Below are 25,149 nucleotides of genomic sequence, written 5' to 3'. Positions count from 1 at the left end.
GATGCGCTCCCGGCGTGGACCGGGCCTCGTCCCTCCTGGGGACCAAAGTCTGGCACCCCATCGACACTCGACCAACCATAACGGCCCCGGTTCCCCTGTTAGACCGATTGGCAGCGTCTTTCGGCCATCGATGCTGCGCTTCCGGGGAAATGGAGGCGACCGCTTCCGCTTGAGGGCAAGGAGAGTAAACAGGCCGCGACAGGTTGTAATCGCGTGGTGGAGTAGCCACCTAAGGAACACTCGGCGTCCGATCCGCTTCAAGCACCCGTGCGGGTACGCCACGCCTTAGCCACGCCAAATCCTAACAACGATCGCGGCCAACGGCACGTCGCCCTGACGTGCGCGTCATGGGTCAGGGACATCCTATGCCTACCGAACATGCCGCCGTGCGGGTCGTCCACAAGCCCTGGGGGGCCCGTGATCTGCACCCCTGGAGCAATATTGACGGCTCTGGTGACGCCATCGGCGAGCTGTGGTTCGAGCGGGCCGACAAGGATGCGCCTATCCCGGCCTTGCTCCTCAAGCTGCTATTCACCAGCGAACCCTTGTCGATCCAGGTACATCCGGACGACACCTACGCACGCGCGATCGGGATGCCGAACGGCAAGAGCGAAGCGTGGTATATCCTTTCGGCTGAGCCCGACACGCAGATCGGCGCTGGATTAAAGCACCAGGTAACACCACAGCAATTGCGGGCGTCCATCCGGGACGGGTCGATCGCCGAACTGATGCACTGGCGAGCGGTTGCGAAAGACGACGTCATCTACATCCCGGCCGGCACCATCCACGCCATCGGCGCCGGTATTGTGCTGGCCGAAATTCAGCAGCGCAGTGACGCGACATTCCGCCTGTTCGACTATGGCCGGCAACGCGAATTGCACGAAGACGACGGGGTCGCGGTCGCTCACCCATGGCCGCTTCGAACGCCCTGCAATCCGACGCGCCTTTCCGCGGACCGAACGGTCCTCGTCGCCAGCCGGCATTTCGTTCTCGAGCGCGTTGAGCTGCCCGAGGGTTCAAGCTGGGCGCTGCTTGCCGAACCGGAGACCTGGATTCTTGTTCTCAACGGTCACGCCGCCATTGGACTGGTCGCGGCCTCGATCGGGGAGGCCATCTTCGTTGCCGGCGGTCGCACCAGCATCGAGGTCGGCAGCCATGGACTGAGTGCCTTGATCGCGTATCCGGCGAGCCGTCCGATCGATTCCCTGTTGCAAAGGCTTGGTGAAACACCGGGCAACGCTGCCAATCCGGCTGCTCCTGCTGTTCCGCAGTTTGAAGGCGCCAAGGAGGCGCGAACATGACGCCGCTTCGCCGCATCGCCGTCATCGGCAATTCGCTGCCCCGCCGCTGCGGTATCGCCACCTTCACGACCGATCTGGAACGCGCGCTTTCCAGTTCACGGCCGGATCTGGAGGTCAGCATTGTCGCAATGAACGACCACGGACAAGCTTACGACTATCCCGCTTCGGTTGCCTTGCAGATCAAGGATGACACCATTGAAGACTATGTGCGTGCCGCGGCCTTCCTGAACGCCGGCCGGTTCGACGTCGTCTGCCTGCAACATGAGTTCGGAATCTTCGGTGGCGAAGCCGGCGGGCACATCCTCGAGCTGCTTTCACGCCTCAGCATGCCCGTCATCACCACGCTGCACACAGTGCTGGCTAAGCCGACCGCCGCCCAGCGTGCGGTCATGGAGCGCATCGTCGATGCTTCTTCGAAGATCATTGTGATGGCCAACAAGGGCCGCGAGATGCTGCGCAGCGTTTACCGCGTACCGGACAACAAGATCGAGGTGATCGCGCACGGCATTCCCGATTTTCCGTTTGTCGAGCCCGACGCGGCAAAGGCCAAACTCGGATTCAGCGACCGCTCCGTCATTCTGACGTTCGGCCTGCTCTCCCCCAGCAAGGGCATTGAGGTCATGATCGACGCCATGCCCTTGATCCTGGAACGTCGCGCGGACGCGGTCTATGTCGTGCTCGGCGCGACGCATCCAAATCTGGTGCGCGACCAGGGCGAAGCCTATCGCGAGAGCCTTGTGACGCGCGTGCGCGAACTTGGCGTCGAGAACCATGTCGTATTCCTCGACCAGTTCGTCGATCAGGCGACGTTGTTAGAGTTCATTTCGATGTGCGATGTCTACGTCACGCCCTATCTCAATGAAGCGCAGATGACGTCGGGGACGCTGGCCTACAGCTTCGGATTGGGCAAGCCGGTGGTGTCGACGCCGTATTGGCACGCGCTGGAGCTGCTGGATGACGGCCGTGGCGTCATCGTTCCCTTCGGCAACGCGGTCGCGATCGGCAGGGAAATTGCGCAATTGCTCACCAATGCCCCTCGTCGGCAGGCAATGCGCGAGCGTGCCTACTCGATCAGCCGATCGATGACATGGGAGCGTACGGCCGAGCGTTACATGGCCACTTTCGAACATGCGCGCCATGGGGACTGGCTCAAGGTGGTGGCGCGTACCGGGCCGGTCGCGATCGCGCACAGCCCTGCGGCGTCGGACATGCAGTTGGATCACTTTCTTTCCATGTGCGACGATACCGGCCTGTTCCAGCATGCGGTGCATTCGGTGCCCGATCGCGCCCATGGCTATTGCGTGGATGACAATGCCCGCGCCTTGCTGCTGGCGTGCGCCCTCAACAATCCGGGCGAAACGCGCTTGTCCGAAGTATTGACGGCCCGTTTTGCCGCCTTCGTGCAGCATGCGTGGAATCCGGACACCAAACGCTTTCGCAATTTCATGGGCTTCAATCGAACCTGGCTCGAAGATCGCGGCTCCGAAGACAGTCATGGGCGAACCTTATGGGCGCTGGGTGAGTGCGCGCGCAGGGACGCAAGCCCGTCTCGACGCCGATGGGCCGCCGCCTTGTTTGCCGAGGCATTGCCGGCCGTCGAGGCCTTCAGTTCGCCCCGCGCACTGGCCTTCACCCTGCTGGGTCTGGACGGCTATTGCGCCGTTGCTCGCGATGATGCGCACGCCCGGGAAATCCGGCGCGTTCTCGCCGACAGGTTGATGTCGGGGCTCGCGTCGGTCGAAACGCCGGACTGGTCGTGGTTCGAGGAAGGCCTGGCGTATGACAATGCGCGCCTGCCGCAAGCCTTGATGCTGACAGGCATGGCCACGCAAACACCCGATTACCTCGCTGCCGGATTGCGGTCCCTGCGTTGGCTGATGACACAACAAACGACCTCGATGGGACATTTCCGCCCCGTCGGCACCGCCGGCTTCGGTGAACTGCGCCAGGCGCCGCGCGCGTTCGACCAGCAGCCGGTAGAGGCGGCGGCGACGATCGCGGCCTGCCTGACCGCCTGGCGCGCGGAGGGTGACGCCGAATGGAAGGCGATCGCAAACAACGTTTTCGCCTGGTTTCTCGGCCGCAACGATTTATCGATCGCGCTGGTCGATCCCGAGACCGGCAGTTGCCGGGATGGCTTGCATCCCGACCGCGCCAACGAAAACCGCGGCGGCGAGTCGGTCGTGTCCTATCTGCTCGGTCTTGCCGATATTCGTCAGCTTGCGCGCGTCAATGTCAGCGTGACACCCCCCGTGGCGCTTCGCGCCATCGGCGCCTGAGTCCAGCTTCCTCCAACTAACCGAGGACATCTTGTTGCAAGCCACTTTCCTGCATCGGCAAGCACTCTATCTGCGCCCCGACCCCACGCGCGTGATCGTACGCCCGTTCAAGCCGACGACTGAACCGCGCGACCTCAACCCGACCGACAAGACCCGCGCCAACCACATCGTCGAGCGCGTGCTCGCACTCGATCCGCAAGTCACAGCCAGCCTGTTGGCCGACGTGCTGGAGAACTTCCAAGGCCGGCATCGCAACCTGCTGCAGGAATTCGAGTTCCGCGCCGACGAGATGGAACAGGCGCTGGCGGCTCACGGCGCTTTTTCCAGCGTCCAGCGCCAGTTGATCGGTGCTTATTTCCTGAACGAGTACTCGTTCGAGGCCTCTGCGCTGTTCAATCCCAGCATCGTACCGCATCCCGACCAGTCTGGAGCGCCGAAAGGCGGCCTCCGCTTCGTGCTTAGTCTCCGGGCGGTTGGCGAAGGCCACGTGTCTTCGCTGACATTTCGCACCGGCACCATTGCCGCCGACGGCAGCCTGGCCGTCGATCCGACCGCCCGGCTGGCCTCCAGCCCCCGGGTCGGACGTCGCGTATCCGGACCATCAGGCGAAGCGGTTGAGATCACCTTCAAGGAGGAACAGGATATCAGCGAACGCGTGATATTTCCGGTTACCGCATCTCAATCCCAGGGCATCGAAGACGCCCGTTTCGTCGAATTCAGCGATGGTGACCACAAGACTTACTACGCCACCTTCACCGCCTATACCGGCAGAGCGATACGATCGGAGTTGATCGAGACCAGCGACTTCCTGTCATTTCGAATGTCGCCGCTGCAGGGGACCGCGGCCCACAACAAGGGCATGGCGCTGTTCCCGCGCAGGATCGACGGCAAGTACGCCATGATCGCGCGTCAGGATAATGAGAACCTCTATCTGATCTATTCGGATGACCTGCATCAGTGGGACGGCGGTCAGGCGATCCTGAAACCACAATTCCCCTGGGAGTTCGTGCAGATCGGAAACTGCGGGTCACCGATCGAGCTGGATGAAGGCTGGCTGCTGCTCACGCACGGCGTCGGTCCGGTCCGGAAATATTCGATCGGCGCGGCGCTGCTCGACAAGAAAGACCCGTCCAGGGTGCTGGCGCGTTCGGTCGAGCCGTTGCTGCATCCCGAACAGTCAGAACGCGAAGGCTATGTTCCCAACGTGGTCTATACCTGCGGCGCGATGCGGCACAATGACCAGATCATTTTGCCCTACGCCATATCCGACACCTACTCCAACTTTGCGACCATCAAGATCGCAGCCCTGCTGCAAGCAATGTCCTGATGGTGCGGAGAAGCTATTCGCACGGGTAGCCTGCTTCGACGTCCGCTTTACCGCTGCCTCGAGACTTCCGCCGAGCCTAGCTCGGTCTGGATTTCACGCGGCGCCCGGCCGGACAGCCCGATCACGTCGAAGGCGGCCTGGATGCGGCCGTCGGGATTGGCCAAGCGCTCGCGGCAGCGAATATTGAACCGCTCCTCACTCCAATGGCGACGAACCGGCTCGCGCTCGCGGCACGGCACGTTTCGGCACGTCGCCGAGCCGCGCCCTGAGCCGCGGTATCATGAAGTCAAGGAATGCGCGCAGTTTGACCGGCATGAAGCGATTTGGCGAGTAGACAAAGCCAACGGGCTGCGGTGACGGCTGGAAATCCTGAAGCAGCGGCGTGAGCTCTCCCGATTTCATCGCTTCGGCGACGTGGTAGGAAAACGCTTCGGTGATTCCAATGCCCGCACGCGCGGCATCGCAAGCCGACTCGAGATTGCTTACGACGAGCCGCGACCGCACGGGCACGACGTATTCAGCCTTGTCCCGGCTAAACCTCCACGACGACGGCGATTGAAGCGGCGGATAGCTGATGCAGTCGTGCCTCGACAGGTCTTCGGGCGATTTGGGCGTCCCGCGAGATTTCAGGTAGGCGGGGCTCGCGCACATCACGCGCCGAATTTCCCCGATCCGTACGGCGATCAGACTGCTGTCGGCAAAGGTGCCGTGGGTAAGGGCGCCGATGCGAAGGGCAACATCGACGTGCTCCTCCAGCAGATTGGCCGCGCGGTCCTGCAAGGAGAGTTGGACGTCGACCTCCGGAAATGTCGCCAGAAACTCCGCCAGGACCGGTTGTAGATACAGGCGGCCGAGGGCGACCGGCGCCGATACGCTCAAATCTCCGCGCGGCGTCGTGTACTCGCCGGAGGCTGCGCGTTCGGCTTCCGCCACATCGGCGAGGATTCGTTTCGCTGCGGCAATGTAGGAGCGGCCCGCATCCGTCGGCACGAGCGCACGGCTTGAGCGGTTGAACAGCTTGGTCTGCAGGTGCGCTTCGAGCTCGGAGACTTTCCGGCTGACCGTTGCGAGCGGCGTTTTCTGCCGACGCGCCGCAGCCGACAGGCTGCCGGCCTCGGCAACCGCCAGCACCAGCGACATGGCTTCGAAGCGGTCCATTGGATGTTTCCATCTGGTGGAAGGGTCTTTCCCGATTTTACCAGATACCCATCGTTTTCGGAAGGGTCTAGTTACGAACGCACAGCAACGGCTGGCCCCAACCCCGAATTCCAGGAGACCGACATGACCTCGATCCAGACCAAAGGCATCGCCCTGATCACCGGCGCATCAACCGGCATCGGCGCAATCTACGCCGACCGGCTGGCGAAGCGCGGCCATGACCTCATTCTGGTCGCCCGCAACAAGGATCGGCTCGCCTCCCTGGCGCGCCGGATCGCGGGCGACACCGGCCGCAAGGTCGAGACGGTCGAAGCCGATCTCACCGTCGCTGCGGATCTCCGGCGCGTCGGGGACATCCTGCGGACCAACGCCGGCATCTCCATGCTGGTCAACAATGCGGGCGTGGGCGCCACCGGGCCCCTGATCTCCTCCGACGTCGACAAGATGGACGACATGATCAGCCTGAACGTCACAGCGCTGACGCGCCTGACCTATGCAGCGGTCCCCGGATTTGTTGCCCGCGGCCACGGCACGATCATCAACATTTCGTCGATCGTCGCGATCGCGCCGGAGGTGCTGAACGGTGTCTATGGCGGCACCAAGGCTTTTGTGCTCGCGTTCAACCACTCGCTGGTTCACGAACTCGCGGGCAAGGGCGTCCGCGTGCAGGCGGTGCTGCCGGGCGCCACGGCCACCGAATTCTGGGACGTCGCCGGCATGCCGGTTCATCATTTGCCGCAGCAGATGGTGATGTCGGCCAACGACCTGGTCGACGCTGCCCTTGCGGGCCTCGACCTTGGCGAGACCGTGACCATCCCGTCGCTGCCCAACCAGGCGGAATGGGATCGTTATGAGGCGGCGCGCCGCGCGATGTCGGACAAGATTTCGAGCGCCATCCCGGCCCCCCGCTACAACTTGCGCAACCACGAGCGCATCAGCGCCTAGCAACAAGTCCAGCCGAACATCGAATTGAAACCATCACCCTGAAAACGGAGTTCACCATGTCATACGTTACAACTCAGCTTCCGACAGCACTCCTGGCACCGCGCGCAGTCTCCAGCTGGCGCGATCATGCCGAACACCTGCTCGCCTACGCCGAGCCGGTCAGCCGCGCCGGCCTCTACGTCTCGCTCGCGGTCATCTACGCCTGGTTCGGCGGGATGAAGTTTACGCAATACGAGGCCAACGGGCTGGTGCCGCTGGTGGAGAACAGCCCGCTGGTCGGCTGGTTCTATGCCCTGCTTTCGGTCCGCGGCTTCTCTACCTTCCTCGGCGTTGTCGAACTCAGCATCGGGCTGCTGATCGCCCTCAGATTGGCGAGCCCGATCTTTTCCGCAGCCGGCGGCGTTCTTTCGGCCGGACTCTTCGTCACGACCCTCAGCTTCATGATCTCGACGCCTGATGTCGTTGTGCCGGAGCTCGGCTTCCCCGCGATCTCGGTCGCGCCGGGTCAGTTCCTCCTGAAAGATGTCGGCCTGTTCGCCGCCTCCTTCTGGGTGTTCGTCGACTCGCTGAGGACCATCATTCGCAAATGATCCACCATTCCGGACCAGAAGGAGCACGAACATGAGCAAGCGATTGGACTACAACCAGATTGCACCGGCAGGCGTGAAAGCGCTGGGCGGCGTCTACGGCTACGTCATGCAGAGCGGCCTTTCCCCCGTGCTGGTCGATCTCGTCTACTTACGGATTTCCCAGATCAACAACTGCGCCTACTGCCTCGACATGCACACGCGCGACCTGCTCAAGAAGGGGCAGAAGGTCGAGAAGCTCGCGCTGCTGCAGGCATGGGCGGAAGCCGGCAATCTGTTCGATGAGCGCGAACGCGCCGCCCTGGCATGGGCTGAGACGGTGACGCGCGTTGCCGATACCGGGGTGCCGGATCAGGCGTATCAGGCCGCCCGCGCCGTGTTCGAGGAGCGGGAGCTCGTCGACCTCACGATCGCGATCGGCCTGATGAACGCCTACAACCGCCTGGCCATCAGTTTTCGCAACACGCCGCAGGCCGCGATCGAGAGTTTGAAGGCGGCATAGTCCTGTTCTCGCGCGGCGTGACAACCGCGCGTGCACAGCCAGGCTAACGCCGCCCGATTGCCCATCTGGGTTAACTGCCACAGGGCAGCAGACGTGGAGCAGAGCGCGGCCTACTTCGTCTTCCCCTTCACCGCCGCCTCCAGGCTGGCTTTCGCCGAACCCGGCCGCAGCGGTTTGGGCTGGCTCTCATGCGGTGCCCAGCCGGACAGCCAGATCACGTCGAAGGTGGCGCGGATACGGCCGTCCGAATCGGCAAAGCGTTCGCCGTAGATCTGCGCCATCCGCAGCAGCGTGGCGCGGCGGGTGGGTCCCCGCCGGCGCTCGACCAGAATATTGGTCGCGCCCATCCTTCTCAGATCGGCCATCAGCGCCAATGCGCTGTCGTAGCGCACCACGACGCGATCGACGTCGGTGACCGGCAGCGCAAAGCCCGCGCGTTGCAGCAGCGCGCCGACATCGCGCAGATCGGCAAAGGGTGCGACGCGCGGCGACACTCCGCCCTCGCATTCGGCCTCCGCCGCCGCAAACGACTGCCGGAGTTCGGTCAGCGTATCGCCGCCGATCATCGCCGCCAGCAGCAATCCATCCGGCCGCAGCGCGCGCCTGATCTGCGCCAGCACGCCAGGCAAATCATTGACGAATTGAAAGGCGAGCGCGGAGACCGCAAGATCGAGCGATTCCGGCGCAAGCCGCAGCGTTTCCGTTTCATCCGGTTCGACCCGGGTGATGGATTTGAAACGATTCGCCACCGGCTTGCGCAGCAGCTCGACCGGCGTCCAGATTTCGGCGACGTCGGAAAAATCCCGCATCACCGCCGCCAGCCGCTCTTCCATGTCTTCGGTGACACGATCGAGCAGGAACGTCGCTGGCCCAAGGCGGCGCGCACGATCCTGCCGCGCGCGCAACAGCGCGCGGTCGAACAGGATGGGGGCGGCGGTCGGGTTCGGAGCCATGGCGGTTGGTACGCTGGTTAGCGCGTCTCTGGCAATCTGGGATGCGCCTATCTCGTGTCCCGGGCGCGATGCAGCGCGCAGCGGTGCTTCGCAGAACCGGGACCCAGACTCGCAGTCAGATGGACCCCGGATCAGCAGCGCATCGCGCCGCTGCGCAGCATCCGGGGAACGAAGACCGGTTTTCGTCGCTTGAGCACTGCGCCGCGCGGCGCTAGCCTCACCCCATGGACGCCGAGGCATCACCAGCAAGCTCCATCTCCACCCATTTGCGCGGCGTGCTGAACGCCGCGCGCGGCGTGTTTGCGCATATTCCAAGGCTGGCGCTCGACATCGCGCTGCCGACGCTGTGCGTTTCCTGCCGCGAGCCGGTCGATGGCGAGGGCGTCTGCTCGGAATGCTGGGCCAAATTGTCGTTCATCGCGCCGCCATTTTGCCCGCGGCTCGGCATTCCCTTTGTCTACGACCCCGGGCCCGATTTGCTGTCGATGGAGGCGATTGCCAATCCGCCGGCCTACCAGCGCGCCCGCGCCGCCGTGCGCTACGACGATGTCGCGCGCACGCTGGTTCATTCGCTGAAATACCAGGACCGCACCGATCTGGCCCCCGCGATGGGGCGCTGGATGGCCCGCGCGGGCCAGGAATTGCTTGGGGAAGCCGACGTGCTGGTCCCGGTTCCCCTGCATTGGCGGCGTGGCTGGAGCCGCCGCTACAACCAGTCCGGCGCGCTGGCGCGGGTGATTTCGCGTCAAACCGGGGTGAAACTGGCCTCCGAGGCGCTCCGGCGGGTCCGGGCGACCGAACAACAGATCGGGCTGTCGCGGTCGCAGCGTGCCAGCAATGTGCAGGGCGCCTTCAAGGTCGCCCCTGACCGCAGCGCTGACATCCAGGGCCGCCGCGTGGTCCTGATCGACGACGTCCTGACCTCCGGCGCCACGACCGACGCCTGCGCCCGTGCCTTATTGCGCGCCAAGGCCGCGCAGGTCGACGTGCTGGTATTCGCGCGGGTTGTGGACACCCACCGGGCTCCCATATAATTCAAAGACTTGCCATTTCCGGAACTTGCGAACCAGAGCGCTCCATGACCGCTGCCATTGAAATCTACACCCGCCCCGGCTGCGGTTACTGCACCGCGGCCAAATCGCTGCTGACGCGCAAGAATGCTGCGTTTACCGAACTCAGCGTATCCAACGACCCTTCCTATCGCGAACAGATGTACGATCGGGCCGGCGCCGGCTCGACGTTTCCGCAAATCTTCATCGGCGCAACCCATGTCGGTGGCTGCGACGAGCTTTACGCGCTGGATCGCGCGGGCAGGCTCGATGCGTTGCTGGCGGGAGAAAAGGCCTCGTCATGAGCGCTGCCACGACCTTCACCGCCGCGATGGTGCAGATGCGCACCTCCCTGCTGCCGGAGCCGAGCCTCGAGCAGGGCATGAAACTGATCCGCGAAGCGGCGGCGCAGGGCGCTGATTATGTGCAAACCCCCGAGGTGAGCAACATGATGCAGCTGAACCGCAAGGCGCTGTTCGAGCATCTGGCAGCTGAGGAAGACGACAAGTCGCTGAAGGCCTATCGGGCGCTGGCGGCGGAGCTGAAGATCCATCTGCATGTCGGCTCGCTCGCGCTGCGCTTCTCGCCGGAGCGCGCGGTCAACCGTTCGTTCCTGATCGGGCCTGACGGCAATCTGCTCGCCAGCTACGACAAGATCCATATGTTCGACATCGACCTGCCCGGCGGCGAGAGCTATCGCGAGTCAGCGAATTACCAGCCGGGCGAAACCGCCGTGATCTCGGACCTGCCGTGGGGCCGGATCGGGCTCACGATCTGCTACGATCTGCGCTTTCCGGCGCTCTACCGCGCGCTCGCCGAAAGCGGCGCGTCGTTCCTCACCGTGCCGTCCGCCTTCACCCGCAAGACCGGCGAAGCGCATTGGCACATCCTGCTGCGCGCCCGCGCCATCGAAACCGGTTGCTTCGTGTTCGCCGCCGCGCAATGCGGCCTGCATGAGAACAAGCGCGAGACCTATGGGCATTCGCTGATCGTCGCGCCCTGGGGCGAGATCCTCGCCGAGGGCGGCGTCGAACCCGGCGTGTTCCTCGCCGAGATCGACACTTCCAGGGTCGAGACCGCACGAAAAACCGTGCCGTCGCTGCAGCACGGACGTCGCTTTGGCATCGCCGATCCCAAGGCCGGCCCTGAACATCTGCATCTGGTCCGGGGCTCGGCATGATCCGCTACAGCCTGCGCTGCCAACGGGGCCATGCTTTCGAAAGCTGGTTTCAGAGCTCGTCGGCCTATGAGAGCCAGGAGAAGCGCAAGCTGGTGAGCTGTCCGTCGTGCGGCTCGGTCAAGGTCGAGCGCGCCATCATGGCTCCGCAGATCGTCAGCAAAAAGGGCCGCGAGGACGCGCGCGCCGTGCCGCCTGCGGAAGTCGCGAGCACCGAAGGCGCGACAACCGAGGCCACGCCGCTGTTGATGGCGCAGGAACTCGAGCTGCGCGCCAAGATCAAGGAATTGCGCGATCACATCGTAAAGAACGCCGATAATGTCGGCGAGCGCTTCCCCAACGAAGCGCGCAAGATGCATTACGGCGATATCGAGCACCGCCCGATCTATGGCGAGGCGTCGCCCGACGAAGCCCGCGCCCTGATCGATGAAGGCGTCGAGGTCTCGCCGCTGCCGGTGCTGCCGGACGACAGAAACTGATCTCGTCCCCGACATGAGCCGACAGGCGATCCTCTCCTCGCTGATCCATCTGGATGCGCCACTGGCCGACTTGAAGCTGGCACTTGCTTCAATCTCCTGGGATGCTGAACCAACCATCACACTGGCACGGCAGGACATCGCTACCGTTCTGCAGCGATTCGTCCGTGGCGAGATTGACGCTGCCGTCGTCGAAGAGTGGGCGAACCTTGTGGAATGCCGCGAGGATATTCAGTCTGAAGCCGGCCACGAGGAGACAATAGCGGCCGCAATACACGATCTTGCAAACCCTGAGCTTCGTGGCCGATTGGCAACCATCGCGCCTGACGTGCTGTCCAGGCTTGCGTGAGCAATGACGGCAGCTACGCCGCCACCAGCAGCGCCACCCCTGCCACGATCAGCACGATGCCGGCCAGTTCCCGCGCCGATAGCGGTTGCTTGAACGAATAATACGCCACAGCCTGCGCGAACAGCACCTCGACCAGCGCCAGCGTGCGGACATTGGCGGCTGCCGTCAGCGCAAAGGCCAGGAACCAAAATTGCGAGGCGAACGCGCCCATAAAGCCCGCCAGCATCGAGGGCTTCCACAGTCCAAGGATTTTTCGGAGCACGTCGGGCGCGCGGATCAGCAGATAGATCGACAGCACCAGCGTCTGCACGAACAGGCCGAACACCAGCGTGTAGGACGCGGCCGTCACGAAGGAAACGCCGGGCACCACGATGACAGCGCCGCGAAAGCCGACCGCCGATAACGCGAATGCCGCGGCGGCACCAAGGCCCAGCAGCGTCGGCTTCAGGTCGGCAAAACCCTTACCGCCAGCCGGCCGCAGCGCCGCGATGACGACACCGGCGGTCGCAATCAGGATCGCGACCACTTTCAGCACCGTCAAATGATCGGCCAGAAAGATGAAGCCGAAGATCGCGGTCTGGATCGCCTCGGTTTTCAGGTACGCCGTCGTCACCACGAACGAGCGGTCGTTCATCGCCAGCAGCATCATGCCGGTGCCGACGATCTGGCTCAGCGCACCCAGCAAAAGCCAGGGCCAAAACGCCGCCGTCGGCCACGGGATATGGTCGCCGGTGACCGTCACGACAACCGCAAAGAAGATGATCGAAAACGGAAAGCCGAACAGGAAACGGATATTGGTCGCGCCCCAGGTGCCGAGCGGCCCCGTCAACGACCGCTGCATCGCATTGCGCGCGACCTGGCCGAGCGCAGCAATGATGGTGAAGGGAATCCAGAGCGAGGCGACCGTGAACATGGGGATACCGTCGGAGGGGTACCGCACCGTGCCGGGCGCAGCGCACGGGGTCAACCGAAACGGCGCATGACAGGATTGCGATCTGCTCCCTCTCCCCGTTCTTACGGGGTCGAGACGAGCAAAGCTCGCTCTTAGAGGGTTGGGGTGAGGGGCTCTCACCGCGAGCACGATGTATCGCTAGACCTGTACCCCCTCACCCGGCGCTACGCGCCGACCTCTCCCCGCAAGCGGGGCGAGGTAAAATTACATCTCCTCCGCGACCACCATGTAGTTCACGTCCATGTCGGACGAGATGCTCCATTTGTCGGCGAGCGGGTTGTAGACCACGCCGGCCTGTTCGGTGATGGCAAGCCGGTTGTTGGCCAGATGCTGGGCGAGTTCGTCGGGGGTGACGAACTTGTTCCACTCATGGGTGCCGCGCGGCAGCCAGCGCAGCACATATTCGGCGCCGACGATCGCCAGCGCAAAGCTCTTCCAGTTGCGGTTCAACGTCGAGAGCACCATCATGCCGCCCGGCTTGAGCATCGCCGCGCAGCGGTTGAGGAAGACACCGACATCGGTGACGTGCTCGACCACTTCCATCGCCAGCACGATGTCGAAGCGCTCGCGCACGTCCATCTCCTCGGCCGTGGTGCAGCGGTAATCGATCGACAGATGGCCCTTGTCGGCATGCAGCTTGGCGGCCGCGATATTGGTGGCGGAGGGATCGATCCCGATCACCTGCGCGCCCAGCCGCGTGAACGGCTCGCAGAGCAGGCCGGCGCCGCAGCCGATATCGAGGATGCGCAGGCCGCCAAGGCAATTCAGGCTTTTGACGTTGCGCTCGAACTTGCGGCAGGCGGCGTCGCGGATATAGGTCAGCCGCAGCGGATTGATCTTGTGCAGCGGGGCCATCTTGCCCTTGGGGTCCCACCACTCGTCCGACAGCTTTGAGAATTTTGCGACTTCGGCAGGATCGACCGTGCTGCCCGATGCGCCGGCGTGATTTGTTTGCATGGCCATGATTTACGCACCGGCCGGTCGTGCCGTGATGGCATTGCGAAATGCCAACGGCGAAGCAATGGTGTCGAGGGTCTTGCCACCCTCGCCGACCCCAAGCACCGTCACGTCGCCGTAGTTGAGGATGCGGCCGAGGATGCTCTGGTTGACGTCGACGCTCTCGACCTTGTCCACGCTCATCTCGAACGTTTGCCGCTTAACAAAACCGGTCTTGTGGATGACACGGAAATTCGTGACGTCGGTTTCGGTGGTCCAGCGATGGAACCAGGCGGTAGCCGTCTTGTACAAGGCGCCAATGGCCACGATCGCCGACAGCGACCAGAGGACCAAAACCATGGGCCCCGCCGGGATCATTCCCGAGCCCACGAAGAGCGCCAGTGCCGCGGCCCAGAGCACGATCGCCGGCAGGAAGAAGATCCAGTGTGCATTGGTGGAATACAGCACCTTCTCGCCGGGCTGCAGGATATCGTCGATATAACGCCCCATACACCTAACCTTGCACCTGACCTAAATTGCGCCTGACCTGAATTAACCCGCTACCACAGCATTTTGCGCCATTTTAGACCGAAAATGCACCCGGATGCTTGCCCCGGGACGCGCCGCTATGTATACGCCGCTTTCGGCCCGGGCGCTCCATTTTCGTGCGGGTCACCATACTTATCCTCACAGGGAATGCACGCGTCGTCATGGGCCGCCTCGTGATGAAATTCGGCGGTACATCCGTCGCCAATATCGACCGAATCCGCAACGTCGCGCGTCACGTGAAGCGCGAAGTCGATGCGGGGCACGACGTCGCCGTGGTGGTGTCGGCGATGTCCGGCAAGACCAACGAGCTGGTGGACTGGTGCCGCGACGCCTCGCCGATGCACGACGCCCGCGAATATGATGCGGTGGTGGCCTCCGGCGAACAGGTCACGTCCGGACTGCTGGCGATCGCGCTGCAGGCGATCGGCATTCAGGCCCGCTCCTGGCAGGGCTGGCAAATTCCGATCCGGACCTCGGACGCGCACGCCTCGGCGCGGATCCTCGAAATCGACGGCAGCGAGATCATCAACCGTTTCAAGGACCGCAAGGAAGTCGCCGTCATCGCCGGCTTCCAGGGCATCAATCCGCAGACGGGCCGAATCACCACGCTGGGGCGCGGCGGTTCGGACACCTCGGCGGTGGCGATCGCGGCCGCCATCCATGCCGACCGCTGCGACATCTACACCGACGTCGACGGCGTCTATACCACCGACCCGCGCGTGGTTCCCAAGGCGCGGCGGCTCGACAAGATCGCCTTCGAGGACATGCTGGAACTGGCCTCCCAGGGCGCCAAGGTTCTGCAGGTGCGCTCGGTGGAACTCGGCATGGTGCATAGTATGCCGGTTTTCGTCCGTTCCAGCTTCGACAAGCCCGAGGATATCGACCCGCACGCCACACCGCCGGGCACGCTGATCTGCAGCGAGGAGGAAATCATGGAAAACCACGTCGTCACCGGCATCGCCTTCTCCAAGGACGAAGCCCAGATTTCCGTGCGCCAGATCGAGGACAAGCCGGGCGTTGCCGCCGCGATCTTCGGACCGCTCGCGGACGCCAACATCAATGTCGACATGATCGTGCAGAACGTCTCCGAGGACGGCAAGACCACCGACCTGACCTTCACGGTGCCGGCCTCCGACTATACCCGCGCCAGGGACACCATCGCCTCGGCCAAGGACAAGATCGGCTATAAGCGGCTGGACAGTGCCACTGACGTCGCCAAGGTTTCGGTGATCGGCAGCGGCATGCGCAGCCATGCCGGCGTCGCCGCACAGGCGTTCACCGCACTTGCCGCGCGAAATATCAATATCCGCGCCATCACCACCTCCGAGATCAAGTTCTCGGTGCTGATCGACGCCGCCTATACCGAGCTTGCGGTGCGCACGCTGCACACGCTCTATGGGCTCGACCAGGCCTAGAGCATCGGTTCTGCTCTAGAATTACTTTCTCTTAGCGCCCGCAGCATTGGCCTTACACAGACGTTATTGCTACTGGCAGGCGTTTTGCTTGGCAAAGCAAGCCTCGATTGGCTATACGGCCTGACAGGTGAGCTGCCGCAAACTGTGCCACAGTTTGGCGATCCCGATTCGATGGTTTTGGGGCGGCTTGCGGCGGCGCCGAATGAATAAAATTGTTGCTATTGTTGAGTTTCACGCCAGCGCCCGGCCACCCGGCACGCTGGCCTCGCGGGGGAGGATTTTGACAGATGCGGAGCACGTCGGGAGGCCCCCGCGTCTTGTTGAGACGGCTCCGCGAAACCATGGCGGAGCAGGTCTCCGCCCAGGAGCGGCTGGACAAGATCGTGGTCCTGATCGCGGCCAACATGGTGGCCGAGGTGTGCTCGACCTACGTGCTGCGCGTCGATAACACGCTCGAACTCTACGCCACCGAGGGTCTGAACCGCGACGCCGTCCATAGAACGGTCTTGAGCGCGCATGAGGGCCTGGTCGGCCTGGTCGCCAGCGAGGCCACCCCGCTCAACCTCTCCGACGCGCAAACCCACCCGGCGTTCTCGTTCCGCCCGGAAACCGGCGAAGAAATCTATCATTCGTTCCTCGGCGTGCCGATCCTGCGCGCCGGCAACACGCTCGGCGTGCTGGTCGTGCAGAATCGCGCCAAGCGCACTTACGTCGAGGAAGAGGTCGAGGCGCTGCAGACCACCGCGATGGTGGTCGCCGAGATGATCGCCTCCGGCGAGCTGGCGGCGCTGGCGCAGCCCGGCGCGGAACCCGCGGCGCGGCATTCCCTGCACAAGGCCGGCGCGATCCTGTCCGACGGCATCGCGCTCGGCCACGTCGTGCTGCACGAGCCGCGCGTCGTCATCACCAATTACATTGCCGAAGACCTGCCGAAGGAAATCAAGAAGCTGGACGCGGCGCTGACCAAGCTGCGCGCCGATCTCGACCGCATGCTGGAGCGCGGCGACGTCGCCGAGGGCGGCGAGCACCGCGAGGTGCTGGAAGCCTACCGCATGTTCGCCAACGACCATGGCTGGTCGCACAAGCTGCACGAGGCGGTCGCCACCGGCCTCACGGCGGAAGCCGCCGTCGAGCGCGTGCAGTCCGACACCCGCGCGCGCATGCTGCGTTCGACCGATCCCTATTTGCGCGACCGCCTGCACGACCTCGAAGATCTCGGCCACCGCCTGATGCGGCAATTGGTCGGCCAGGACCACGCGCCGTCACGCGAACAGCTGCCCGACAATGCGATCCTGATCGCGCGCGCGATGGGCCCGGCCGCCCTGCTCGACTATGACCGCAAGCGCCTGCGCGGCCTGGTGCTGGAGGAAGGCACCGCCAATTCCCACGTCTCGATCGTGGCGCGCGCGCTCGGCATTCCCGCGGTCGGCGAAATCCCGAACGCGCCGGGGCTCGCCGATCCCGGCGACGCCATCATCGTCGATGGCACCTCGGGCTCGATCTATGTGCGCCCTTCGGCTGAGATCGAATCGGCCTATGCCGAGCGGGTAAGATTCCGCGCGCGGCGGCAGGCGCAATATTCGGCGCTGCGCGACAAGCCCTGCGTGACCAAAGACGGCCAGAAGATCGAGCTGATGATCAATGCCGGCCTCGTCATCGACCTGCCGCATATCGACGACACCGGCAGTGCCGGCATCGGGCTGTTCCGCACCGAACTGCAATTCATGGTCGGCCAGAGCCTGCCGCGCACCTCTGACCAGCTCGCGCTGTATCGCACGGTGCTGGACGCCGCGGGATCGAAACCGGTCACGTTCCGCACGCTCGACATCGGCGGCGACAAGGCGCTGCCCTATATGGAGACCGTGATCGAGGAAAATCCCGCGCTCGGCTGGCGCGCGATCCGGCTCGGGCTCGACCGGCCCGGCCTGTTGCGCGGCCAGATTCGCGCGCTATTGCGCGCCGGCGGCGGCCGCGCGCTGAAGATCATGTTCCCGATGATTTCGGAAGTCGCCGAGTTCGATCAGGCCAAGGCCATCGTCGAGCGCGAGCTGACCTATCTGCGTCAGCACGGCCACGCGCTGCCGGAACGCATCGACGTCGGCACCATGGTCGAAGTGCCGGCGCTGCTTTACCAGATGGACGAACTCCTGAAGAAGGTCGATTTCATCTCGATCGGATCGAACGACCTGTTCCAGTTCATGTTCGCGGTCGACCGCGGCAATGCCAAAGTCTCCGAACGGTTCGACACCATGTCGGCGCCGATCTTGAGGGCCTTGCGCGACATCGTGCGCAAGGCCGATGCGGCAAAGAAAAGCGCCTCGCTGTGCGGCGAGATGGCGTCAAAACCGCTCGGCGCGCTGGCGCTGATCGCGCTTGGTTACCGCTCGCTGTCGCTGTCGGCGACCGCGCATGGCCCGGTGAAAGCGCTGATCCTCGATCTCGATGCCAGGAAGGCCGAGGCCGTCATGATGCCGCTACTCGAAGCGCCGTCCGGCAGCGTCTCGATCCGGCAGAAGCTGACGGAATTCGCGGAAGCCGAAGGGTTGTCGTTGTAGCGAGGCTCTGACCCGGCAACACCCCCTTCCCTTTGCGCCATTGAGAACTCCGACATGTTACCCGAAGCCAAACTCGATATCCTGCTCGCCCATCACGCTTCGCTCGAGGCGGAGCTGCTCGGTCAATTGAGCTCAGAGAAATACGTCCAGATCACGCGCGAGCTCGCCGAGCTCAATCCACTGATCGATGCCGTCAAGGCCTACCGCGCGGCGCGCGCCGAGATAACAGACACCGAGACGTTGCTGGCGGATTCCGCGGCCGATCCTGACATGCGCGGCATGGCGGAAGCCGAGCTCGAGATGCTGCAGACGCGCGTTGGCGAACTCGAGCAGAAGATCCGCGTCGCACTGTTACCGAAAGACGCGATGGACGACCGCAACGTGATGCTGGAAATCCGCGCCGGCACCGGCGGCGACGAGGCCTCGCTGTTCGCCGGCGACCTGTTCCGGATGTATGAGCGTTTTGCCGCGCTGCAGGGCTGGAAGGTCGAGGTGATCTCCGCCAGCGAGGGCACCATGGGCGGCTACAAGGAAATCATCGCCGAGGTGCAGGGCCGCGGCGCGTTCGCCAAACTGAAATTCGAATCCGGCGTGCATCGGGTGCAGCGGGTGCCCGACACCGAGACCCAGGGCCGCATCCACACCTCGGCGGCAACGGTTGCGGTGCTGCCCGAGGTCGAGGATGTCGACGTCGACATCAAGAACGACGATCTGCGGATCGAGACCATGCGCGCACAGGGCGCCGGCGGCCAGCACGTCAACAAGACCGAATCGGCGATCCGCATCACCCATATCCCGACCGGCATCGTCGTGATGATGCAGGACAGCCGCTCGCAGCATAAGAACCGCGCCTCGGCGATGAACATCCTGCGCTCGCGCATCTACGACGCCGAGCAACAGCGCATCAATGCGACCCGCGCGGCCGACCGCCGCGAGAAGGTCGGCTCCGGCGACAGAAGCGAGCGCATCCGCACCTATAATTTCCCGCAAGGCCGCGTCACCGATCACCGCATCAATCTGACGCTCTACAAACTGCCGCAGGTAATCGCGGGCGAAAGCTTGAGCGAATTGACCGACGCGCTGACGACCGAGCACCAGGCCGCTCAACTCGCCGCCCAGGGCACGGCGGCGTGAGCGCCGACGACGCTTTCGCCGGACAAACCGTCGAGACGGCGCGGCGCACGCTCGCCGCGCGCTTCAAAACCGGCGCGATCGACTCCAGCGAAATCGATGCGCGTTTGCTGATTGGCGCGGTGCTTGGCCTCGATCTCACTGGTTTGATCACGGCCGCACAGCGGCAGCTCACGGCAGATGAAGCAACGCGGCTGGACCATTTCGCGCAGCGTCGGCTGCAAAGCGAGCCGGTCGCGCGCATTGTCGGTCACAAGGAGTTCTGGGGCCTGCCGCTCAAACTCTCGGCAGCGACGCTGGTGCCGCGGCCCGATACCGAGACGGTGGTCGAGCTGGCGCTGGAATTGCTGCGTGCCGACGGCGCGCCAGGTCGCACATTGCGCATCGCCGATCTCGGCACCGGCTCGGGCGCGATTCTGCTAGCGCTGTTGTCGGAATTGCCAGGCGCGCACGGGTTCGGCACCGATATTTCGGTGGCGGCCTTGCAGACCGCCGAGACCAACGCCGCGGATGCGGGCCTTGCCGATCGCGCAACGTTCGTCGCGTGCGATTACGCCACCGGGTTGTCCGCACCCTTCGACCTGATCGTGTCCAACCCGCCCTATATCCGCTCGGCTGATATCGCGGGTCTGGCCGCCGATGTCAGGGAATATGACCCGCGGGCGGCGCTCGATGGCGGCGCCGACGGGCTGGATGCCTATCGCGCCCTGATTCCCCAGGCCGCGGGTCTTCTGGCGCCGGGCGCCGTGCTGGTTGTGGAGGCCGGCGAGGGCCAAAGCGGGCCAATTGAAGGTATCATGACAGGGGCGGGATTATCGCCTGCAGGCGCTCCCAAAGCCGATCTGGCGGGCATCCAGAGGGCGGTCGCGGGACGCAAAATGCCTAGATAAAGTCCTATTGGAACGCAAAAAAACCTCTTGGAATATTGCCCGGGAGCGACTACGTTCCGCTCACAACATCGGTCCAGGGTTGCCGCCCCCGTAATAACGGGTGGAGGCCTGAGTTCTCGAAACGAGAGCCCGCCGAGTGAAAGGTTCCAAAACGCAGGTCCAATCGAGCGCAATAGCCTGAGCTGTGCTGCTCTCGACCGCAAAGCGAACGAAAGCCTGATATTGCGCTTGAATACCTACGCAAGAAACAGTCACGCAAAACAGTTACGTAGAGCCTGTGCTCCAGCGGCTGTTGAGCTTGTTTCGGCCGGGCGTGTTTCTGTTGGGCTGGTTTTGGCAGGCTAAGTCATTTGGTCCGGCCGGCTGTGAACGCCGGCGGTTGGGGAACGCGTCCTTGTTGAACGCGAGGGTTGGCGAAATCGACGTCATGAATTTGAACGACACCGTGAATTGGTGCGCACAGTCGTGTGCCCTATCCGGTGAGGCTACGACGGCAACGGCATAACTTCAGGGCTGGAATAAAGGCGAGACATGAGAAACGGTCAGAACAACAAGCGGATGCGTAACCGGAATAACAACAATAACAACAACAACAATAATAATAACCGGCGCGGTCAAAACCCGATGACCCGGGTGTTCGAATCGAACGGACCCGACATCAAGATTCGCGGCACCGCCTCCCACGTTGCGGAGAAATACGTCCAGCTGGCGCGTGACGCACGCTCATCCGGCGACCCGGTTGCGGCCGAGAATTACTACCAGCACGCCGAACATTATTTCCGCCTGATCGCTGCCGCCCAGGAGCAATTCCGGCAGAACCAGCCGCAGCCGCGCACCGAAAACGAAATGCCGGCCGAGGAGCACGACGAAGAAGGCGAGAACTTCAATCATTTCGGCCAGGAGCCGGGCTTCGTGCCGCAGCAGCAACAGCCGTTCGTGCCACGCGAGAACAATCAGCAGCGCGATTTCCAGCCGCGTGAGGGGCAACCCTTCCAGCGCGACCGCGATCAGCAGCCCCGCGAGCATCATCGCGAACAACGCGAACATCGTCCGCAGCCGCAATATCAGCCGCAGCCCCAGCCGCAGCCGGTGATTGCCGATACCGGCGGTGTCGACCGCCTGCCGTCTTTCATCACCGGGCCGCAGCCGCAAGTGAACGCCGCGCCCGGCGCCTTCGAAGGCAATGGCGGCGGTGAACGTTTCCCGCGCCGGCGCCGCCGGCCGCACGGCCCGCGTCCCGACAACGCAGCCGCCGCGCCGGTCCCGAGCGAAGATTTCAATCCGGGGAATGAGTAACTAGCGTAAGCGCCAGCTGCGCACAGGCAGTTTTCAAAGGGTGGGCATCGCGCAAGCGTGCCCGCCCTTTTTCATGCCCGCGTCGCCGTCGTCGACGATGGCACCAGCACCGGCTGCAGCGAAGGAATCAGCCGCGTGCGTTCGCGATGCGCGGGAATCGCGCGATAGACCTGCTTGGTCGCTTCCACGATATGCACGCCGGCGAACGGCAGCGACAGCGCAGCGCCGACGCGCTCCCACGCCATCGCCGAACGCAGGAACCAGCCTTTGCCGACCGGCGGCAGGAACAGCGCCTCGCCCCACGCCGTCGGCGTGAACCAGGTCTGCCGCAGCAATTGCGTGATCTGCGCGCGCGAATAGGGCCGGCCATGGCCGAACGGCGTGTTGTCGGTGCGGGTCCACACCCCGCGGCGATTGGGAATCACCGCGATCAGGCGCCCCGACGGCGCCAGCACACGCCACACCTCGCGCAGCAAACGTTCCGGATCGTCGGACATTTCCAGCGCATGCACCAGCAGGATGCGATCAACGGCGGCGTCCGGCAACGGCATCGAGAATTCATCGATCAGCGTCGCCAGCGCCGGCCGCGCCGTCGGCCATTTCAGCACGCCCTGCGCGGCCGGCATGAACGCGATGCAGCGTTCGGAATCTTCGCGAAACAGCCCGAGATAGGGCGTGGGATAACCTAGCCCGAGCACGCGAAGCCCATCCGCATCAGGCCATCGCGCCCGGATGCCGCGATTGATCAGCTGCCGCGCCACGATGCCGAGGCGGCGCGAATAGAAATCGCGGAGGTCGATGACGTCGATGGTCATGGGTTCAATCTATCACGCCGCTGTTCCCCGCGGAGTCTGGAAATTTGCATTGCCGCAGGAGCGTTAACGCCATATTTCCTGCCCATATGTGGCGTGTTAGAGCTTGATCGGGAAAGGCGCGCCCCGCACTTCAATGGCGGGGTGGGCCCCGGTTTTCCGAAGAAATCATGCTCAGGCAAGAAATCACTCATACTGTTCGTGGAGATACCATGGCTTCGGAAATTCGCACCTTTACCTGCCTCAACGACAATTTCGGCTATCTGATCCACGATCCCGCGACCAACGCGACCGCCTCGATCGACGCGCCGGAAGCCGGCCCCATCCTCAAGGCGCTGGAGCGCGAAGGCTGGACGCTGACGGATATTCTGATCACCCATCACCACCACGACCATGTCGGCGGCGTCGCCGAGCTGAAGCAGAAGTACAATTGCCGCGTCGTCGCCCCGCACGACAAATCCGCCGCGATCGCCAATGTCGATCTGCGCGCCGCCCATGGCGACGTCATCAAGGTCGGCAGCCTCCTGGTGCGCGTGCTGGAAACGCCCGGCCACACGCTCGACCACATCTCCTATGTGTTCGACAGCGAAAAAGCGCTGTTCGCCGCCGACACGCTGTTCTCGATCGGATGCGGCCGGGTGTTCGAAGGCGACTATCCCATGATGTGGGATTCGCTGCTCAAGCTGCGCGCGCTGCCGGATGATTTCAAACTCTATTGCGGCCACGAATATACCGCCTCCAACGTCAAATTCGCGCTCACGGTCGAGCCCGACAATGCCGCATTGGTCGCGCGTGCCGCGGAAGTGTCCAGACTGCGCGCGGAGAACAAGCCGACGATTCCAACCCTGCTCGGCGAGGAAAAGAAGGCCAACGTGTTCCTGCGCGCCGACGAGCCGTCGGTCGCCGCCAAGCTGCACATGAAGGGCGCCAACGCCGCCGACGTGTTCGGCGAATTGCGTGAACGCAAGAACAAGTCCTGATGACGCTCCCGGCAAGTACTGCCGAGACAAGTGCCGCCGAGATCATCGCGCGGCTCGAGCTGAAGCCGCATCCGGAAGGCGGGCATTATCGCGAGACGTTTCGCGATTCCCGCACCGATGCGAGCGGCCGTTCGCGGTCCACCGCGATCTATTTCCTGCTGGCGCGCGGCGAGCGCTCGCACTGGCATCGCATCGATGCCGTCGAGGTCTGGCATTACTACGCCGGCAGCGCGCTGACGTTGAAAATCGCCGACGATGACGGGCAATGGAGTTTCAGGCTCGGCCCGAACCTCGCCGCCGGCGAACAGCCGCAGGCGATCGTGCCGCCCGACACCTGGCAAGCCGCCGAGAGCACCGGCGACTGGACATTGGTCGGCTGCACGGTTGCGCCGGGATTCGATTTTGCAACGTTCGAGATGGCGCCGAAGGATTGGGAGCCTTCTTCGTAGGATGGGTGGAGCGAAGCGATACCCATCAGTTGCGTCCGTGCGGTGAGATGATGGGTATCGCTGCGCTCCACCCATCCTACGGTCTTTTTCTCCACACCATATCCTTTGCCGCGATCAGGCCGCCGCCGGCGATCAGGATCGCGGCAATCGCAATCGTGGCGCTCGCCGTGGCAAAGCCTGCGAGGATCAAAAACGCGGTCGAGAGCAGCGGCGTCGCATAGGATGCCGCGCCGAGCACGCGGATGTCGCCACGCTTCATGCCGATGTCCCAGGTAAAGAACGCAGCGCCGACCGGACCGACGCCGAGTGCGATAATGGCAAGCCATTGCCCTGACGTTTCAGGCCAGACCGTGGTCTCGACCATGCCGTGGACGAGAGCCGCGAGCAGTGCGGTGGCGAGGCAAAAGCCGGCCACCGCGTCGGTCGGCACCGCCTTGAGCTTGCGCGACATCACCGAATAGGCCGCCCACACAAAGGCGGCGACGAAGGCCGCCGCCAGTCCCGGAATCTGCGCCGGCGCAAAGCCGCCGCCGCTATTGCCTGACAACAGCAACACCGTGCCGGCGAGACCGAGCAGCGCGCCGATGATGTGATGCGCCGCCAGCCGCTCGCCCGGCAGCAGCGAGGAGAACAGCACGATCAAAAGCGGCCAGAGATAGTTCAAGAGCCCGGCTTCGGCCGGCGGCGCAAAGCGCAGCGCCAGGAAATACAGCGCGTGATAGCCGAACAGCCCGCCGACGCCGACCACCCACGCGGTCGGCGATTGCCGTAACGCGGCGAAGGCCGCGGGCCGCCAGATGAAGCTGATGAAAGCGACCGCCGCCCCGATCGCGAACGTCATCGCCGCGAGCTGAAACGCCGGAATTTTCCCGGTCGCAACCGTGAGGACCGACAGCAGCGACCACATCAGGATCGCGGTCAGTCCGATAAGTGTGGCGGTACGGGGAGTCATCTTGGCCGGCAACGGTGCGAGATTTTTCCGTCATGGCCGGGCTTGTCCCGGCCATCCACGTCTTCTTGTTATGGAGTAGTAAAGACGTGGATGCCCGGCACAAGGCCGGGCATGACGCCTTCTTGATAG

General features: G+C 63.9%; 25 protein-coding genes. 18 read left to right on the top strand and 7 right to left on the bottom strand.

Annotated features, from left to right (window positions below; all coding sequences use genetic code 11):
* Window positions 1–347: 347 nt before the first annotated feature.
* Genes JQ611_RS32790 through JQ611_RS32780 form a run of 3 tightly spaced genes read left to right on the top strand, consistent with a single transcriptional unit; the run spans window position 348 to window position 4,907 of the window.
* Entirely contained in the window at window positions 348–1,301 is a 954-nt protein-coding gene (locus JQ611_RS32790) for a class I mannose-6-phosphate isomerase (protein ID WP_249133642.1), read from the top strand.
* Window positions 1,298–3,580, top strand: coding sequence for a glycosyltransferase family 4 protein (locus JQ611_RS32785; RefSeq protein ID WP_212467785.1), 2,283 nt, complete (start codon window positions 1,298–1,300; stop codon window positions 3,578–3,580). The genes JQ611_RS32790 and JQ611_RS32785 overlap by 4 nt, the downstream gene beginning before the upstream one ends.
* A gap of 31 nt (window positions 3,581–3,611) precedes the next feature.
* A complete protein-coding gene (locus JQ611_RS32780) occupies window positions 3,612–4,907 on the top strand; it encodes a glycoside hydrolase family 130 protein (protein WP_212386501.1) in 1,296 nt (431 codons plus the stop codon).
* Window positions 4,908–5,102: 195 nt separating this feature from the next.
* Here the strand turns inward: JQ611_RS32780 and JQ611_RS32775 are convergent, their stop codons facing one another.
* Window positions 5,103–6,065 carry a LysR family transcriptional regulator gene (locus JQ611_RS32775; protein WP_212467784.1) on the bottom strand — a complete coding sequence of 321 codons (963 nt, stop codon included), beginning with the start codon at window positions 6,063–6,065 and terminating at the stop codon, window positions 5,103–5,105.
* A gap of 123 nt (window positions 6,066–6,188) precedes the next feature.
* Here JQ611_RS32775 and JQ611_RS32770 point away from each other — a divergent pair, with 123 nt between their 5' ends.
* The 3 genes from JQ611_RS32770 to JQ611_RS32760 are packed head-to-tail and all read left to right on the top strand — an operon-like array spanning window position 6,189 to window position 8,099.
* On the top strand, window positions 6,189–7,010 hold the full coding sequence (locus tag JQ611_RS32770; protein ID WP_212467783.1) for an SDR family oxidoreductase: 822 nt from the start codon (window positions 6,189–6,191) through the stop codon (window positions 7,008–7,010).
* Between the two features lie 56 nt (window positions 7,011–7,066).
* Window positions 7,067–7,600 carry a YkgB family protein gene (locus JQ611_RS32765; RefSeq protein WP_212467782.1) on the top strand — a complete coding sequence of 178 codons (534 nt, stop codon included), beginning with the start codon at window positions 7,067–7,069 and terminating at the stop codon, window positions 7,598–7,600.
* Window positions 7,601–7,631: 31 nt separating this feature from the next.
* Complete coding sequence (locus JQ611_RS32760; RefSeq protein WP_212467781.1) at window positions 7,632–8,099, top strand: carboxymuconolactone decarboxylase family protein; 468 nt, start codon at window positions 7,632–7,634, stop codon at window positions 8,097–8,099.
* Window positions 8,100–8,209: 110 nt separating this feature from the next.
* Here JQ611_RS32760 and JQ611_RS32755 read toward each other — a convergent pair whose 3' ends face one another.
* Window positions 8,210–9,052 carry a methyltransferase domain-containing protein gene (locus JQ611_RS32755; protein ID WP_212467780.1) on the bottom strand — a complete coding sequence of 281 codons (843 nt, stop codon included), beginning with the start codon at window positions 9,050–9,052 and terminating at the stop codon, window positions 8,210–8,212.
* A 224-nt stretch (window positions 9,053–9,276) separates the two neighbouring features.
* On the opposite strand from JQ611_RS32755, the gene JQ611_RS32750 reads away from it, so the two are divergent.
* From JQ611_RS32750 to JQ611_RS32730, 5 genes are read left to right on the top strand one after another with little or no spacing between them, the layout of a single operon-like run.
* Entirely contained in the window at window positions 9,277–10,086 is an 810-nt protein-coding gene (locus JQ611_RS32750) for a ComF family protein (protein WP_212467779.1), read from the top strand.
* A gap of 44 nt (window positions 10,087–10,130) precedes the next feature.
* The gene (gene grxC, locus JQ611_RS32745) at window positions 10,131–10,406 is read left to right on the top strand and encodes a glutaredoxin 3 (protein ID WP_212269875.1); all 276 of its coding nucleotides are present in this window, start codon (window positions 10,131–10,133) and stop codon (window positions 10,404–10,406) included.
* Complete coding sequence (locus JQ611_RS32740) at window positions 10,403–11,281, top strand: carbon-nitrogen hydrolase family protein (RefSeq protein ID WP_212467778.1); 879 nt, start codon at window positions 10,403–10,405, stop codon at window positions 11,279–11,281. Before grxC ends, JQ611_RS32740 begins: the two co-directional genes overlap by 4 nt.
* A complete protein-coding gene (locus JQ611_RS32735; protein WP_212467777.1) occupies window positions 11,278–11,757 on the top strand; it encodes a DUF1178 family protein in 480 nt (159 codons plus the stop codon). The genes JQ611_RS32740 and JQ611_RS32735 overlap by 4 nt, the downstream gene beginning before the upstream one ends.
* A 13-nt stretch (window positions 11,758–11,770) precedes the next feature.
* On the top strand, window positions 11,771–12,103 hold the full coding sequence (locus tag JQ611_RS32730) for a hypothetical protein (RefSeq protein WP_212269872.1): 333 nt from the start codon (window positions 11,771–11,773) through the stop codon (window positions 12,101–12,103).
* A gap of 13 nt (window positions 12,104–12,116) precedes the next feature.
* On the opposite strand, the gene JQ611_RS32725 is transcribed toward JQ611_RS32730, so the two are convergent.
* From JQ611_RS32725 to JQ611_RS32715, 3 genes are all read right to left on the bottom strand, one after another.
* The gene (locus JQ611_RS32725; RefSeq protein WP_212415989.1) at window positions 12,117–13,016 is read right to left on the bottom strand and encodes an EamA family transporter; all 900 of its coding nucleotides are present in this window, start codon (window positions 13,014–13,016) and stop codon (window positions 12,117–12,119) included.
* Between the two features lie 243 nt (window positions 13,017–13,259).
* Window positions 13,260–14,018: a bifunctional 2-polyprenyl-6-hydroxyphenol methylase/3-demethylubiquinol 3-O-methyltransferase UbiG gene (gene ubiG / locus JQ611_RS32720; protein ID WP_192736458.1), complete on the bottom strand. Its 759-nt coding sequence runs from the start codon at window positions 14,016–14,018 to the stop codon at window positions 13,260–13,262.
* Between the two features lie 3 nt (window positions 14,019–14,021).
* On the bottom strand, window positions 14,022–14,501 hold the full coding sequence (locus JQ611_RS32715) for a PH domain-containing protein (RefSeq protein WP_212269870.1): 480 nt from the start codon (window positions 14,499–14,501) through the stop codon (window positions 14,022–14,024).
* 200 nt (window positions 14,502–14,701) lie between these two features.
* Between JQ611_RS32715 and JQ611_RS32710 the strand changes: the two genes are divergently transcribed.
* The 5 genes from JQ611_RS32710 to JQ611_RS32690 all read left to right on the top strand — a co-directional run bounded on the left by JQ611_RS32710 (window position 14,702) and on the right by JQ611_RS32690 (window position 21,827).
* Window positions 14,702–15,955, top strand: a complete 1,254-nt coding sequence (locus JQ611_RS32710; protein ID WP_212467776.1) for an aspartate kinase — start codon at window positions 14,702–14,704, stop codon at window positions 15,953–15,955.
* Between the two features lie 287 nt (window positions 15,956–16,242).
* Window positions 16,243–18,510, top strand: a complete 2,268-nt coding sequence (ptsP, locus tag JQ611_RS32705) for a phosphoenolpyruvate--protein phosphotransferase (RefSeq protein WP_212386490.1) — start codon at window positions 16,243–16,245, stop codon at window positions 18,508–18,510.
* 54 nt (window positions 18,511–18,564) lie between these two features.
* On the top strand, window positions 18,565–19,644 hold the full coding sequence (gene prfA, locus JQ611_RS32700; RefSeq protein ID WP_212467775.1) for a peptide chain release factor 1: 1,080 nt from the start codon (window positions 18,565–18,567) through the stop codon (window positions 19,642–19,644).
* A complete protein-coding gene (gene prmC / locus JQ611_RS32695) occupies window positions 19,641–20,531 on the top strand; it encodes a peptide chain release factor N(5)-glutamine methyltransferase (protein ID WP_212269866.1) in 891 nt (296 codons plus the stop codon). The genes prfA and prmC overlap by 4 nt, the downstream gene beginning before the upstream one ends.
* A 531-nt stretch (window positions 20,532–21,062) precedes the next feature.
* Entirely contained in the window at window positions 21,063–21,827 is a 765-nt protein-coding gene (locus tag JQ611_RS32690) for a DUF4167 domain-containing protein (RefSeq protein ID WP_212415996.1), read from the top strand.
* A gap of 71 nt (window positions 21,828–21,898) precedes the next feature.
* Here JQ611_RS32690 and JQ611_RS32685 read toward each other — a convergent pair whose 3' ends face one another.
* Window positions 21,899–22,642: a methyltransferase domain-containing protein gene (locus tag JQ611_RS32685; RefSeq protein ID WP_212213815.1), complete on the bottom strand. Its 744-nt coding sequence runs from the start codon at window positions 22,640–22,642 to the stop codon at window positions 21,899–21,901.
* Window positions 22,643–22,851: 209 nt separating this feature from the next.
* Between JQ611_RS32685 and gloB the strand changes: the two genes are divergently transcribed.
* The gene (gloB, locus tag JQ611_RS32680; protein ID WP_212467774.1) at window positions 22,852–23,619 is read left to right on the top strand and encodes a hydroxyacylglutathione hydrolase; all 768 of its coding nucleotides are present in this window, start codon (window positions 22,852–22,854) and stop codon (window positions 23,617–23,619) included.
* Entirely contained in the window at window positions 23,619–24,068 is a 450-nt protein-coding gene (locus JQ611_RS32675) for a cupin domain-containing protein (protein ID WP_212269864.1), read from the top strand. Before gloB ends, JQ611_RS32675 begins: the two co-directional genes overlap by 1 nt.
* Before the next feature lie 76 nt (window positions 24,069–24,144).
* Here the strand turns inward: JQ611_RS32675 and JQ611_RS32670 are convergent, their stop codons facing one another.
* Entirely contained in the window at window positions 24,145–25,020 is an 876-nt protein-coding gene (locus JQ611_RS32670; RefSeq protein ID WP_212269863.1) for a DMT family transporter, read from the bottom strand.
* Window positions 25,021–25,149 lie beyond the last annotated feature (129 nt).

The sequence above is a fragment of the Bradyrhizobium sp. AUGA SZCCT0182 genome (genome assembly GCF_018130185.1).
GTDB lineage: Bacteria > Pseudomonadota > Alphaproteobacteria > Rhizobiales > Xanthobacteraceae > Bradyrhizobium.
Note: the sequence above shows the minus strand (reverse complement) of the source record. Positions and strands in the feature narration are given on the sequence as shown.

Bases quoted from the DNA above. Each gene is read 5' to 3' on its own strand.
- ubiG (WP_192736458.1), bottom strand. From the start codon at position 14,018: ATGGCCATGCAAACAAATCACGCCGGCGCATCGGGCAGCACGGTCGAT.
- JQ611_RS32725 (WP_212415989.1), bottom strand. From the start codon at position 13,016: ATGTTCACGGTCGCCTCGCTCTGGATTCCCTTCACCATCATTGCTGCG.
- ptsP (WP_212386490.1), top strand. From the start codon at position 16,243: ATGCGGAGCACGTCGGGAGGCCCCCGCGTCTTGTTGAGACGGCTCCGC.
- JQ611_RS32770 (WP_212467783.1), top strand. From the start codon at position 6,189: ATGACCTCGATCCAGACCAAAGGCATCGCCCTGATCACCGGCGCATCA.
- JQ611_RS32730 (WP_212269872.1), top strand. From the start codon at position 11,771: ATGAGCCGACAGGCGATCCTCTCCTCGCTGATCCATCTGGATGCGCCA.
- JQ611_RS32670 (WP_212269863.1), bottom strand. From the start codon at position 25,020: ATGACTCCCCGTACCGCCACACTTATCGGACTGACCGCGATCCTGATG.
- JQ611_RS32690 (WP_212415996.1), top strand. From the start codon at position 21,063: ATGAGAAACGGTCAGAACAACAAGCGGATGCGTAACCGGAATAACAAC.
- prfA (WP_212467775.1), top strand. From the start codon at position 18,565: ATGTTACCCGAAGCCAAACTCGATATCCTGCTCGCCCATCACGCTTCG.
- JQ611_RS32785 (WP_212467785.1), top strand. From the start codon at position 1,298: ATGACGCCGCTTCGCCGCATCGCCGTCATCGGCAATTCGCTGCCCCGC.
- JQ611_RS32685 (WP_212213815.1), bottom strand. From the start codon at position 22,642: ATGACCATCGACGTCATCGACCTCCGCGATTTCTATTCGCGCCGCCTC.
- JQ611_RS32790 (WP_249133642.1), top strand. From the start codon at position 348: ATGGGTCAGGGACATCCTATGCCTACCGAACATGCCGCCGTGCGGGTC.
- JQ611_RS32675 (WP_212269864.1), top strand. From the start codon at position 23,619: ATGACGCTCCCGGCAAGTACTGCCGAGACAAGTGCCGCCGAGATCATC.
- JQ611_RS32760 (WP_212467781.1), top strand. From the start codon at position 7,632: ATGAGCAAGCGATTGGACTACAACCAGATTGCACCGGCAGGCGTGAAA.
- JQ611_RS32735 (WP_212467777.1), top strand. From the start codon at position 11,278: ATGATCCGCTACAGCCTGCGCTGCCAACGGGGCCATGCTTTCGAAAGC.
- JQ611_RS32765 (WP_212467782.1), top strand. From the start codon at position 7,067: ATGTCATACGTTACAACTCAGCTTCCGACAGCACTCCTGGCACCGCGC.
- JQ611_RS32715 (WP_212269870.1), bottom strand. From the start codon at position 14,501: ATGGGGCGTTATATCGACGATATCCTGCAGCCCGGCGAGAAGGTGCTG.
- gloB (WP_212467774.1), top strand. From the start codon at position 22,852: ATGGCTTCGGAAATTCGCACCTTTACCTGCCTCAACGACAATTTCGGC.
- JQ611_RS32775 (WP_212467784.1), bottom strand. From the start codon at position 6,065: ATGGACCGCTTCGAAGCCATGTCGCTGGTGCTGGCGGTTGCCGAGGCC.
- JQ611_RS32740 (WP_212467778.1), top strand. From the start codon at position 10,403: ATGAGCGCTGCCACGACCTTCACCGCCGCGATGGTGCAGATGCGCACC.
- JQ611_RS32710 (WP_212467776.1), top strand. From the start codon at position 14,702: ATGGGCCGCCTCGTGATGAAATTCGGCGGTACATCCGTCGCCAATATC.
- grxC (WP_212269875.1), top strand. From the start codon at position 10,131: ATGACCGCTGCCATTGAAATCTACACCCGCCCCGGCTGCGGTTACTGC.
- JQ611_RS32750 (WP_212467779.1), top strand. From the start codon at position 9,277: ATGGACGCCGAGGCATCACCAGCAAGCTCCATCTCCACCCATTTGCGC.
- JQ611_RS32755 (WP_212467780.1), bottom strand. From the start codon at position 9,052: ATGGCTCCGAACCCGACCGCCGCCCCCATCCTGTTCGACCGCGCGCTG.